At 68.3% G+C, this 12,106-nt stretch carries 11 protein-coding genes and 1 pseudogene; 5 read left to right on the top strand and 7 right to left on the bottom strand.

Annotated elements, in window-relative coordinates:
* Positions 1 to 49: 49 nt before the first annotated feature.
* Positions 50 to 220, bottom strand: a complete 171-nt coding sequence (locus tag ACFV7R_RS17640; protein ID WP_385264275.1) for a hypothetical protein — start codon at positions 218 to 220, stop codon at positions 50 to 52.
* A 672-nt stretch (positions 221 to 892) separates the two neighbouring features.
* Positions 893 to 2,077, bottom strand: a complete 1,185-nt coding sequence (locus ACFV7R_RS17635) for a YncE family protein (protein WP_385264273.1) — start codon at positions 2,075 to 2,077, stop codon at positions 893 to 895.
* Positions 2,078 to 2,909: 832 nt separating this feature from the next.
* Between ACFV7R_RS17635 and ACFV7R_RS17630 the strand changes: the two genes are divergently transcribed.
* Positions 2,910 to 3,431 (top strand): YcxB family protein, encoded by a 522-nt coding sequence (locus ACFV7R_RS17630; RefSeq protein ID WP_385264272.1) that lies wholly within the window; start codon positions 2,910 to 2,912, stop codon positions 3,429 to 3,431.
* 277 nt (positions 3,432 to 3,708) lie between these two features.
* Here the strand turns inward: ACFV7R_RS17630 and ACFV7R_RS17625 are convergent.
* Positions 3,709 to 3,976, bottom strand: a pseudogene (locus tag ACFV7R_RS17625) (MBL fold metallo-hydrolase); the annotation flags it as partial.
* A 399-nt stretch (positions 3,977 to 4,375) separates the two neighbouring features.
* Here ACFV7R_RS17625 and ACFV7R_RS17620 point away from each other — a divergent pair.
* Together ACFV7R_RS17620 and ACFV7R_RS17615 are read left to right on the top strand one after the other, a co-directional pair.
* Positions 4,376 to 5,671: a hypothetical protein gene (locus tag ACFV7R_RS17620; protein ID WP_385264270.1), complete on the top strand. Its 1,296-nt coding sequence runs from the start codon at positions 4,376 to 4,378 to the stop codon at positions 5,669 to 5,671.
* Positions 5,672 to 5,736: 65 nt separating this feature from the next.
* Complete coding sequence (locus tag ACFV7R_RS17615) at positions 5,737 to 6,540, top strand: calcium-binding protein (RefSeq protein ID WP_385264269.1); 804 nt, start codon at positions 5,737 to 5,739, stop codon at positions 6,538 to 6,540.
* 300 nt (positions 6,541 to 6,840) lie between these two features.
* On the opposite strand, the gene ACFV7R_RS17610 is transcribed toward ACFV7R_RS17615, so the two are convergent.
* The 4 genes from ACFV7R_RS17610 to ACFV7R_RS17595 form a co-directional block, all read right to left on the bottom strand.
* On the bottom strand, positions 6,841 to 7,761 hold the full coding sequence (locus ACFV7R_RS17610) for a hypothetical protein (protein WP_385264267.1): 921 nt from the start codon (positions 7,759 to 7,761) through the stop codon (positions 6,841 to 6,843).
* Between the two features lie 47 nt (positions 7,762 to 7,808).
* Positions 7,809 to 8,624, bottom strand: coding sequence for a hypothetical protein (locus ACFV7R_RS17605; protein WP_385264265.1), 816 nt, complete (start codon positions 8,622 to 8,624; stop codon positions 7,809 to 7,811).
* 192 nt (positions 8,625 to 8,816) lie between these two features.
* A complete protein-coding gene (locus tag ACFV7R_RS17600; RefSeq protein ID WP_385264263.1) occupies positions 8,817 to 9,293 on the bottom strand; it encodes a hypothetical protein in 477 nt (158 codons plus the stop codon).
* Positions 9,294 to 9,338: 45 nt separating this feature from the next.
* Positions 9,339 to 10,247 carry a LysR family transcriptional regulator gene (locus tag ACFV7R_RS17595; protein ID WP_385264261.1) on the bottom strand — a complete coding sequence of 303 codons (909 nt, stop codon included), beginning with the start codon at positions 10,245 to 10,247 and terminating at the stop codon, positions 9,339 to 9,341.
* A 181-nt stretch (positions 10,248 to 10,428) separates the two neighbouring features.
* On the opposite strand from ACFV7R_RS17595, the gene ACFV7R_RS17590 reads away from it, so the two are divergent.
* The gene (locus ACFV7R_RS17590; RefSeq protein ID WP_385264260.1) at positions 10,429 to 11,100 is read left to right on the top strand and encodes a type 1 glutamine amidotransferase domain-containing protein; all 672 of its coding nucleotides are present in this window, start codon (positions 10,429 to 10,431) and stop codon (positions 11,098 to 11,100) included.
* A 35-nt stretch (positions 11,101 to 11,135) separates the two neighbouring features.
* Positions 11,136 to 11,831 carry a type 1 glutamine amidotransferase domain-containing protein gene (locus tag ACFV7R_RS17585; protein WP_385264259.1) on the top strand — a complete coding sequence of 232 codons (696 nt, stop codon included), beginning with the start codon at positions 11,136 to 11,138 and terminating at the stop codon, positions 11,829 to 11,831.
* Positions 11,832 to 12,106: the final 275 nt, after the last annotated feature.

Below are 12,106 nucleotides of genomic sequence, written 5' to 3'. Positions count from 1 at the left end.
ACTGCCGGTTGCTGGGGTTGCTGTACTTCGCTGCTGTACCGCAGCACGCTCATCTGCTGAGAGCTTCCGTGAGAGCCATGAAGATGCCCGCGCCGAAGACAGCGGCGGCCACGAGCCCGATAACCACCAGCGAGCAGCAAGAAGCGATCGCCACCATGACCCATGCCCGCCCTACGGCTTGGTGGTAGTCGGTGTCGTCGTCCCAGTTCTGATCGACCATGTCGCCCCCTCGCCGTGCACTGTATAGAGCGGTCGACGGAGCCAACTTGGCCGGAGCGACGTTGGCGCACTCTCAGCTTGGGAAGCGACGGCGCTTGGGCGGTTTCTATGGCGCTGACCTGCGCGGATGCCTTCCCTCGGGGCGGCCGTGCGGGTCGGATCGCACCGCTGTTGACCGTGGTTGTCCGCCCTTACGGGCACGCTGTGGGCACGGGGAGACGGTGAGGGCTGCCGGGCCGCCCGTGCGACTCACCCTGCGCCCAGGGTGCTTGATGCCCGTGTTGGTCCTCGATGTGCCGTTGCGGCCGCACATGGCTGTTGTGACGTCGGCGCCGGCCAGGACTGCGTCGCTGCTGCTGTTCGGCCTGCGTGTCCGGGTGGCCGGCGGCTGGGGTGCGGTCATGGCGTGCTCGGGAGCGCCGTCGCGAGTGCACGGGTCGATCCCGGGAGCCTGATGAGTGCTGTCCCCGCCGAACTCAACAGCCGCCCACGCGAGAACGCTCGGCTGGGAAATCCCAGCCGAGCGCCTGTCTGAGCTGCTCGCGGCTTGACCGACTCACCACGTGCTGCAACGACCCCTTGAGTACATCAGCCGCGTCAGCCGGTACGGCTCCTTGCGTCGGATGCAGCCTGCAGGGTCCGAGCCGAGCCTGTGACGCAAAGTGGAAGGGACTCAGTCCGAGGTGATGTTGACCGTGACCGAGCCATAGGCGTAGGCGTGCCGCGCGTCGCCGTAGTACTGGACGGTGTACTGGACATCGCCCTTGGCCTTCGGCTGGTCGGTGTAGTTGAACGTGCCGTCCGCGGCGACGGTCGCGGAGCCGATCAGCGTGCCCTCACCCGCCATGGGGTCGTCGATCCGCCAGATGTCGACGGTGCTTCCAGCGCCGAAGCCCACGGGCGCTTCGAGCTTTCCGGTGAGGGTGAGGTTCTGGTTCCGGGGTGACGAGGCGGGTGCTTGCACGGTGACGGTGGTGGCGACCTGCGGGTGATTCAGGACCTGCAGTGTCAGGGACGAAGAGCCGCTGGTCTCGGTGACTGCGAAGATCCGGCTGCCGTCCGGAGCCCAGGCCAGACCGCCGGACACGAGGGTGGTGTCGGCGTAATCGGAGGGCTCCGGGAAATCCCAGGCCGTGTAGGCCGTGGGGTTGCCCTGCGCGAACAGTTGCACGTCGGGCCAGGATGGCCCGTAGACGCCCGCCGCTATCGTGCCGTCGGGGGCGATGGCCACCGCGGTGGGGGACCAACTGGTGGTGTAGATGCCGTCGTCCGCCAGGTCGGCTGTGCGCAACACCTGGTGGTAATGGGCCGCGGCGCAGGCGACGACGACCTGTCGGCCGTCCGGTGTCAGGGCGACGTCCTGCAGGCTCTCGCATCCGTCCGGCCCTGGATCGACGCGCTTCGCCTGGGTGTCGGCCTGACCGGTACTCACGTCGTACACCGCCACGGCGGCTGCGTTGCCGTCGGACTCGGCTGCCACGAGAGTGTTCGGATCCTGCGGCGTGGCGGCCAGGCGGGGCGAGCCGCGGAACGTGTCGAGGCCCTGGCCCCGGGTGACGACCGGCTGCGCGCCGCTCAGGTCCAGGGAGCCGAGGGCGCCCCTCCAGGTGTCGAGGCTGTAGCCGAACCAGATCCTGCCTCCGGCCAGCGCGAGGGAGGTCGGACCGGCATAGGCACCCGCGCCGGTGCCGGTGTCGTACCGGACGGTCTCCTGCAGGGTGACGGTGTCGATCGCGGCGATCGCGCCGGCGTCGCGGAGCGCCACGTACAGCGTCCTGGAGTCGCTGGACAGCGCGAATCCCCAGGCGCCGTCCGCACCGCTGATCTGCTTTACGACCTGGCCCGTGTAGTCCGTCACCAGAACGCTGTCACCGAACGGGTCACTGAGAAAGACCTGCTGATGAGCTGCGTCGACGGCTATGTCCCGATACGAGCTGATCGGCAGTGAGCTACTGGTGTCCGCGGCGGCCGCGGTCGTTCCGAGGCCGAGGAACGAGAGGCTCAGAGCAGCGGAAAGTGCCGCTCTTTCTGCGAACTGTCTTATGCGCACGTGGTGGGTCGCTTCCTTCAGTAGGACGTCGTCTGGAGGTGAGCTCCGCGGAAGGCACGACGAGCACAGCGGTCAGGTGCTGTGCTCGTCACTGCCACTGCCATGATCGACAGGCGGCGCTTATCCAGCGCAAACGTCCTCCCAGACGTCACACCGGTGGATCACGCGGCGCGGCACACAGCCGGGAGGCCGCCAAGCGCCGAGGGACCGAGGTCCGCGACGGTCTCGAGGGCGGCGGCATCCATGAGGCCGGCGAACCGGCAACGCGCCGAATGATCACCGGCTGACGATCACGCCCACAACCGGCATGAGAACACCAGCCCCGGCTCACCGCAGCACCGGGGCCGGCGATGGCCCCCTGTCCGCGGCGGAACCGCAAGCAGAGGCCGGAAGCGGGCCGAGACCGAGTGGACCGGAATCGCGATTCTCGCGTGGGCGGCTGTTGAGTTCGGCGGAAGGCGGCAAACGAGCACGGCTTCGCCGCCCTCGAGAAGTGGCGCGGTCCTCACCAAGGTCCGCAAGAACGCCCGCCACGCGACCACGCTCCTGCGGGCTCTCCTCGTGCTGGCGAACGCCGAGATCCAGCGTTGCCCGACGTAGCTGGATCCGGCGTCCGGCACGGGCAGTACGATCCCGGTTCATGGTCGTGGACATGGGGCGGGACGGAAGGCAGGACACGGTCGAGCTGGTCTACCGGCCGACGCGCGCCGACCTCCTCGCGGGCGTCCGGGTGCGTGAGCGCCGTCGGCGCCTCCACCTGGTCAGGTGGGGCTGCACGGGGCTGTTCGGGGCTGGCGCCGTGCTGGTGGTGACCGCACCGGAAAGCTCCGCGCAGTCGTTCGTGACCGCCGTCTTCTGCGCCGCCCTGATCTGGTCGATCCCCCACCTCCAGGCCCACCACGCGTTGCGCACAGTCTCCTGGCAGGGCGATTACCGCACGTCCGTGAGCGAGACGGGGATCGCGGCCGAGACCGCGCACGTGACGCTCGTACAGCGCTGGTCGGTCTTCCGCGGTTACCGCGAGACTCGCGACCACGTGGTGCTGCTCAGCCAAGACCCGAACATCCTGCTCGTGGAGGTGCTGCCCAAGCGCGGGCTGCGCTCTCCACAGGACGCGGAGCGGCTGCGGGCCCTCGTGAGCCGCCATCTGCCCCCCGTCTGAACCCCTTCTCAGACCTTGGCCGCCACGACCGCGGGGCCCTCGGCCGCGACCGCCGTGCCTCAGACCCGGCCAACTCGGAGCTTCCTTGCAGAGTTGGTCCGATTCGCTTTTTTCGGCCGTGCTGAGCAGATCAGGCCGGTCGCCTTGGTCGGCCACGGCTTGGCGGACCCATTGCCGCAGGGCTTCCGTGAGCAGCCACCGCGGCGATGGACCAACTCAGAGTCAGCATTCCCCCCTTGACTCGTCCTCCTGCCTGACCCTGGATCCCTGGCCCACGGTGTGCAGTGGTGTGCACGCGGCCGGGGGAAGGCGGCCGAGAGTTGGCCGGTGAGGGCGGACTGGCTCAACAGTTCGGCGGCCGGGTTGGCCTCCAGGACGGCCCGGATGCGGTCCTCGTGGAAGTGGTCGGTGTGCTCGTGGGTGACAAGGATGGCGTCGGCGCCCGCTGTCTCGTCCGGAGCGCTGAACAGGCCGGGGTCGAGGACGAGGGTGCGGCCGTCCTTCTCCAGTCGGACGGAGGAGTGGGTGTTCTCGGTCAGTTTCATGGCCTGGCCTGCGCTTTCTTCCAGGGCACGGAGAGGTGCCCCGGCTTTTGTTCGTGGTGTGGCACCTGTCCCAACGGTCCGCAAATCAGTGGCGTCTCCACGGCCCTGACAGCCCGCACCGTGCCGGTGATCCGCGAACGGGGCGACGAGCAGGGCGTCTCGGCCTATCTGGACAGGCGACGTGGCGGATATTCGAGCGCGGCTGAGGCCCCCGCAAGGGCGGTACCGGACGGCAGGTGATGACAGGTGGCCTCGGTCAGCCCGTCCGTATCGCATGTGACGTTTGAGCATGCAGGTGCGCTGGGTATTGCGGGCAGCCTGTGTGACGGCTGCGCCCAAGTCACGAGAATGAACTGGAGGAGGAGGTTGGCTCCGCGTGCAGCACGTCATCGGCGTTCGGTGAAGCGTCGGGTTCTTGCCGGGGTTTCCGTCGCCGCGGCGGCCGGGATCGCGGTCACCGCGACGATGGCCATGAACGCCGAGGCGGCGTGGACGTCGACGTGGAACGTGTCGGCCTCCGGCTGGACCCCTGACGATTCCCCCACGGTGTCGGTCGACCGGCAGGGCGACGCCCTGCTGGCCTGGAATGCCTGCGACCTGTCGACGCCGGGCTGCTACTACCGGATCCAGGCCAGAGTGAAGAACGCGAGCGGTACGGTGACAGCGATCCGCACCCTGTCGCCCGACGGTGCCGCGCCGTCCTGGCCGGAGGCCGCCTCCGACGACACCGGCGACTCGGCGGTGGTCTGGCAACAGGACAGCCAGGTCGTGGGCCGGCGGGTCTCGGCCTCCGGCAGCCTCGTCGGACCGCTGCAGAAGCTGTCCACGTCGGCGCCCGCGACCACCCCGGTGGTCGCCGTGACCCCGGGCGGCACCGCGATGGCGGCCTGGACGGAGATCCGCGACGGAAGCTGGTACGCGGTCGCCCGCCGCCTTAAGCTCGACGGCACGCTCGGCGCGCCCATCACCCTCGGCTCGGGCTCGGCGGAGAAGCCGGCCATCGGCGTGGACCGCAGCGGACAGTTCGTCGTCGCCTGGGCGCGCACCTCGGACGTCGTGGCCAGGCGGATCACGTCGACGTCCGTCTCCTCGACGAAGATGCTCACCTCGCCGATCGCGTCGTACGGCGGTTTCGGCATGGTGCGGGTCGGCGTCGACCAGGACGGCGACGCGGTCATCACCTACCACTCCGGCGGCGGCGACCGCTCCCAGGTCTGGGCCTCGCGCTGGAGCCGCACCGGCACGCTGGCGGCCCCGCTGCGCATCTCGGCCTCCACGGACAACGTGGGCTTCCACCACGCCCTCGCGACCGACCTCGACGGCGACTCGATGATCGTGTGGACCCGTTACAACAGCACCGGCAAGCTCGAGTTGCTCGGCCGCCACCTGTCCGCGGCCGGTGCCCGGGGCGCCGTCACCAGCCTGGGTCTCGGCGACCGCCCCGACCTGGCCCTCGACGACGACGGTGACGGCATGCTGGTCTTCCACACGGTCGTCCCCAAGTCGACGCCCCCGTACAGCTACACCAAGACCAGCGCCCGCCTGATCAGCCGTTCCGGCACCTTCGGCACCACGAAGACACTCACGTCGGACGGTCGGGTACCCCAGGTCGACACCCGCCCGACCTCCCGGTTCACGGTGATCTGGCAACAGGAAAGCTTCCCGTACACGATCAAGTCCGTCGCCGGTCCCTGACCGGCTTCAACTGCCCGCTGCTCCCGCTCGGCGGGTTCCCGCTCTTCCCTCCGTGAAGGAGATACATGCACAAGCGCGCTGCCTTTGCTCTGCTCAGTGCCGTCGCCGCGCTGGCCGGCTTCGCCGCCCCCGGTGCCTACGCGGACGCGACCCAGACCGACGTCCAAATCAACAACGTCTCCTTCGACGGTGGCAAGAACATCGTGGTCGGTCTCTACGCCAAGACGATCACGGTTTCAGGGACCTTCACCCACCCGTCGGGCATCCAGGACGCGGACTTCGTCCTGTGGCGTGGACCGGATGGTGCGAACCCCTACGAAACCTACGACGATCGCATCGTGTCGAACCAGTACTACTCCCATGCGGACTGCGTCTCCTCGAGTGCCACCACCTCCACCTGCTCGCAGACGATCTCCCTCGAACCTGACTGGAGGTACGGCGGCACCGCACTCACCAACGCCCACGCCGGCACCTGGAAGGTCAGTGTGCAGGGGGTGGCCAATGACGACAGCTGGACCCAGTCGGCGAGCTACACCACGACCCGTCTGCAGCGGCACTCCAAACTCACCGTGGACGCAGGCCCGGAACCGATTGCCAAGGGCAAGACCCTCACCGTCACCGGCAAGCTCACCCGGGCCGACTGGGACAATCTCGATTACCGGGGTTACACCAACCAGCCGGTCAAGCTCCAGTTCCGCAAGGTCGGCACCACGACCTACACGACCATCAAGACTGTGTACACCTCCAGTACCGGCAGCCTGACGACCACGGTCCCCACGTCCGAAGACGGCTACTGGCGCTGGGACTTCGCAGGCACCTCCACCACCCCGGCCGTCAAGGCGACCGGCGACTTCGTGGACGTGCAGTGACCCGAACGCCGCTCTCGACGGCTGTCCCATGGACCGCCTGCTCAGGAGGCGCCCCGGTCATCAGTGATCGGCACAGTTGATGTCAGACCTGGACGTCGAAGGCCCCGGACCGTGATCGGTCCGGGGCCTCTTGGCTGGTGCCCCCGGCGGGCTTCGAACCTGCGACACCCGCTCCAGGAGAGAGGCGGAGCGTCAGGGTGTGTCAGCTGCGGTTTTCATACCTGCGCCGACGGCTGCCCGATGCGCCCGCCGACCGCCGCCGTCAACCGTGGCCGACCCTTGCATCCGGTGAGCCGGCCGTCACTTCTTGACGAGCTGAAGCGAGCCGGTGTAGTCGGCTGCGATCGTGTGGCCGTAGAAGGGATCCGTGCCGGTGGTACGGCTGATCACCGTGGCCTCGCCGCGCTGGAAGGGCACGGTGCCCGTGGGCGTGGCCTGGGCGGTCCACGGCGTGGGCTGGCCCGGCACGCACGCCACGTCCGTACGGTACGAGCCGCGCACGGTGACACCCTCGACTGTCTGGCTCACCGTGCCGTACGACTGAACCGTCACGGGCGAGTTGCAGGTGACCGTGCCGTGGACGACAGCCTTCCCGCTGGTCCTGTCGGCGACGCCGTCGGCGGCGACCTGCAGCCCCAGCACGGTCTCGGCGGGCGGCTCCGGATTGGTCAGGCGAACGTCGCCGCGCACCGACTCCGTTGCTCCCGGACAGTGCTGCTCGAAGGAAGCGTCGAGAGCCTTCACATAACCGTAAGGTCCGAACTCCACGGAACGGATGGTGAAGGAGCCCTCGGCAAGGCAGTCCCGGCCGTTGCCCCTGAGCTCAATCCGGGGCTCGCCCGGAGCCGGATTGGCCTTGGCGCCGGTGTAGGTGCCGGGGACCAGCGGCTGCGACGGGCCCCACGGTGCCTCCATGTGCAGGGACCAGGTGTCGCCGCCCGCGCTGTTGACGAAGACGCCGACGCCGGTTCCGACACCGTTGCTGGTGAAACCCTGAACGGTCATCCCGTCCTGGGAACCCGCACCATCGGTGTAGGAGTACGACTGGCCCGCGCTGATGTATTCACCGGCGTCCCCGCTGAAGGCGAAGGTCCCGGCCTCGACCTCATATGCCTGCGCCGTGCCGGCCAGCAGGCCCGACGCGACAGCCATGAAGGCCAGCGCCGCGGCGAGGCCGGTGGTGACGCGCGTATACGCATTGTTGCGTGCGCGAAGTCTCAAGGAAAGCTCCGTATGTAGGGAGAAGGGTGTGAAGTACGGCAGCCGTTTCAGCTCCTGCGGAGGGACACGGTGGCCGTCTGGGGCGCGGTGACGACCGTGTGCCCGTACACCGGGTCAGTCGCCTGTGCCTTGAACTCGACTGCGGCATCGCCCTTTTCGAAGGGGACGGCGCCGACGGTCCCCACCGCTGCCCACGTGGCGGGCGTGCCGGGTGTGCAGTCCACCCGCGTGTAGTACGAGGCGGTCGCGAGGGCGCCCTTGGCCACGACCTGGTCGATCCTGCCGTTCACCAGCACGTTGACCGGCTCGGTGCAGGTCACGGTGCCGTGCACGGCGGGCTTGCCGTCGGCTCCGACCGTGCCGGAGGCGGCGATGTCGACGCCCAGCGACAGCTCCGCGGGCGGCGGCGGGTTGGTGAGGTGGACCTGGCCGGTGAGCCCGGGGACGCTGCCCACGCAGTTCTGCTGGAAGGTGGCGTCCAGGGCCTCCACGTAGCCCCGCGGTCCGAGGACCAGACGGTCGATGGTGAAGGACCCCTCGGACTCACAGCCGTAGAAGGTGCCACTGACGGAGAGCCTCGGCGCACCGAGCGCCGGTGTGTCGGAGGCGCCGGTGTACGTTCCCGGCGCCAACTGCTGCCCGTACTCGGCCCCCATGACGACATCCCACCGATCGCCGTTGGCGCCCAGGACGATGACGGTGAGCCGGTTCCGGTCGTTGTCCCAGCCGGCGTACATGGCGTCGGCCGAACCTTCGCCGTCGGTGTACGAGTAGGAGTAACCACCGCCGACCGGGTCCCCGACCTCACTGACGACACCGAACGTCCCGGATTCCATCTCGACGGCCTGCGCCGGAGAACTCACCAGAAGGCCCGCTGCCACCACCCCAATGCCCAGGGAAACGCCAACAGTCCTGGCAAGCCGGGTGAACGCGCGCGATCGAACACGCAAACTCATGCTGCCCCAAGGGTGATAGTTGAGCTCGTCATGAGCTCCTGCCGTGGGGGGCGGCGGGAGGAGTATGCCAACCTTGTAGTGATCTTGACAACCTTGCGCTCACTCGCCGGTCTGCTGATCAGTAGCCTCGCTGACCAGAAGACAGAACAAGCCCAGGCTCTGACTTGTGCGCACTCGGCAGGATTCGAACCTGCGACCTTCTGATCCGTAGGACCGGGCAGGCTGTCGGGAGTTCCTCTTGATCCCGTCGATCCCGAGTATCACCGAGGCAAGGCCGCCGAGCGTGGCACCCAGTTCGCTGATCTTCTCCTCACCCTTGGAGACGCGGATGAGGAGGTGGGCGGCTTCCTTGACGGAACCGACCTTCTTGATGAACGCCTTCAGCTTGAGGATCTTCGCGACGGGAACCGCGCCGCCGGCGATGGCAGCCGTGATGGAACCCACGCACTTGGCTGTCTGCCACCAACCGCGAACCCCCCGGTTTGTACTGGCAAGGTGTTCGTCGAGGTAGGCCCGGACCGCGGCCTCTCCCTGCTGCTCGACGCTGTCAGGGATCTCGTCGATCACCTTCAGCATGGCGAGGAGCTTCTGCCCTTCAGGCCCCGGCGCCGCTGGGTCGGCTCACCAGGTTTTCGCGGCGGCCAGCAGGTGCTCACGGACGAGTGTCACGTGTGGGTTGGTGGAGCTGCCCGGGCGCTGGACGAGGTAGGAGGTGTTGATCGGCGGGTCCTCCGGCTGGTGCAGCAGACGGAGGACGCCGGAGACGAGTTCGGTCCGGCACAGATAGCTGGGCAGGACGCTCCAGCCGGCGCCGACAGTGACGGCGGTGAGGACGCTGCGCAGGTCGGGGACGGTGATCGCGGCCTGGGCGTGCAGGCGACGGTCGAAGACGTGGCGCCAGTAGCGGCGGGCGATGGGCAGATCCTCGGCGTAGGCGATCAGCGGGAGGCTCTCCAGGGCAGTGGGCAGCTCCTGCCCCTTGAGCCGTTCTGCCCATACCGGTGCGGCGACCAGGACGAACTCCTCGTCGCCGAGGAGTTCGGCGTACAGCGTCCGGCCACGGGGCCGCCGGGTGGCGATGACGAGGTCGTGGTGCCCGGCCCGCAGTTCTTCGAGCAGTGATTCGGTCAGCCCGGTGGCCACCCGAAGCCGGACGCCCTGCGCGACCAGCTTGGCCAGCACCGTGAGGCCGAGAGTGCCCAGGAACTCCGCTGGTCCCGCCAGATGGACCGGCGCCACGGTGCTGCTCGGTTCCTCGCCGGTGATGACGGCCAACTGGTCGAGGGGCGCCGACAGCCGGGTGGCGAGTTCGTCCGCATGGGGCAGCGGAGTGACGCCTTGCGCCCGGCGTTCGAACAGCTCGCGGCCCAGGCGCCTCTCCAGTGCCCGGATGTGCGTGGTGACGGTGGACTGCGACAGGCTCAGCTGACGCGCCGCAGCGGTGAAGGAGCCCAGGCGGTGCACCGCGAGGAAGGTGCGCAGCAGGTTCAGGTCCAGCGGACCGGACCCATGAGTGTCGTGATCGCTCACGGCTTCGAGCCTACGAGGTAGGCATACCGGCCAGGTGCTGTATGTCCCCGGACCAGGCATCGGTTCTTCGATACCCGGTATCGATCTCTTCATTGGCGCCGATGCATCGACAGCTTTAGCTTCGAAACCACGGGCCGCCAGGAGACGAGGGGAAATGAGACAGAAAAAGATTCTTGCGGTCGTGACCAATCAGGCCACCTATGGGGCGAGCAAGCACCAGACCGGACTGTGGCTGGGTGAGCTCGTCCATTTCTACGACAAGGCGGTGAAGGCCGGTCACACGGTGGACGTGGTGAGCCCGGCGGGCGGCGAGGTGCCGCTCGACCCTCGTAGCCTCGGTCGCTTGTTCGTTGACCGGACGGTTCGCGGTTATCTCGATGACCCGGCCTTCATGGACGCCCTGAAAGCCACCCCTTCTGTAGCCGGCACAGATCCGGACGACTACTCCACGATCTTCTTCACTGGTGGTCACGGCACCATGTGGGACTTCCCCGACAGCGCCGACTTGCAGCGAACGGCCCAGGCCATCTACGCCGACGGCGGCATCGTGTCCTCGGTATGCCACGGCGCCTGCGCCCTCATCAACCTCCGCGACACCGACGGAAACCCCCTGGTAAGGAACCGCACCGTCACCGGCTTCGCGACGGTCGAGGAACGGCTGGCCGGCGTCAAGAGCAGGGTGCCGTTCCTCCTGGAGGACGAACTGCGCGCGAAGGGCGCCAAGTATGTGCGCTCCACTGTCCCGATGACGCCGCACGCCGTGCGCGACGGCCGCCTGATCACGGGACAGAACCCGGTGTCCACCAAGGCCGTCAGCGACTTGATCCTCGCTGCCTTGGCCGGCACCGAATAACGACCCAGCTGAACCCCGCTCTAGGAGACCGCACCATGTCGAAGATCCTTTTCGTGATGACCGGCGCCGACCACTGGACGCTCGCCGACGGCACCAAGCACCCGACCGGCTTCTGGGCCGAGGAGGCCGTGACCCCGTACCGGGCGTTCACCGCCGCCGGCCACGAGATCGTCGTCGCCACGCCGGGCGGCGTCGTGCCGCCCCTGGACCAGGGAAGCCTGGCGCCGCAGTTCAACGGCGGCGAGGAGGGCGCGAAGAAGATGGCGGACGCCCTCGCCTCGATCAGCGAGATCCAGCGCCCCATCAAGCTGGAGGACGTCGACCTCGACGACTATGCCGCCGTTTTCTACCCCGGTGGCCACGGCCCGATGGAGGACCTGGCCGTCGACGCCACCTCCGGCAAGCTCCTCATCGACACCCTCGCCTCGGGCAAGCCGCTCGGCGTGGTCTGCCACGCTCCGGCCGCGCTGCTGGCCGCCACCGAGGCCGACGGTGGCAACGCCTTCACCGGCTACCGGCTCACCGGCTTCAGCAACGCCGAGGAGATCCAGAGCGGTCTGGCGGCAGGCGCCAAGTGGCTGCTCCAGGACCGCCTGGTCGAGATCGGCGCGGACTACCAGGAGGGCGAGCCGTGGGCCCCGAACGTGGTCGTCGACCGCAACCTGGTCACCGGTCAGAACCCCGCCTCTGCCGGACCCGCCGCAGCCGAAATGCTCAAGAAGCTGGCCTGACCCAGGGCTTCGGGATGACCATCCCCGACGCGCCCTGACTGGGCGGCGTGCCGAACAGGCGGGGGTCTTGAGGGGTTTTCCTCGACTTAAGGCACGCAGGGGGGCACGGCTTAAGGCACGCAGGGGGCACGGCGCCTCAAATTGGCCTAGACGACAAACAAAAACCCCAGGCCCCTGACCTGGGGTTTCATCAGCTCCAGGTGAGCGGTCCGCCGCAACTCCCGCACCCGTCCCCGGTGCTGGGCCTGTGCCGAAGCCTCGGCCTGAACGCGCGG

Source organism: Streptomyces sp. NPDC059866, from assembly GCF_042731325.1.
Taxonomy (GTDB): Bacteria; Actinomycetota; Actinomycetes; order Streptomycetales; family Streptomycetaceae; genus Streptomyces; species Streptomyces flavusporus.
Note: the sequence above shows the minus strand (reverse complement) of the source record. Positions and strands in the feature narration are given on the sequence as shown.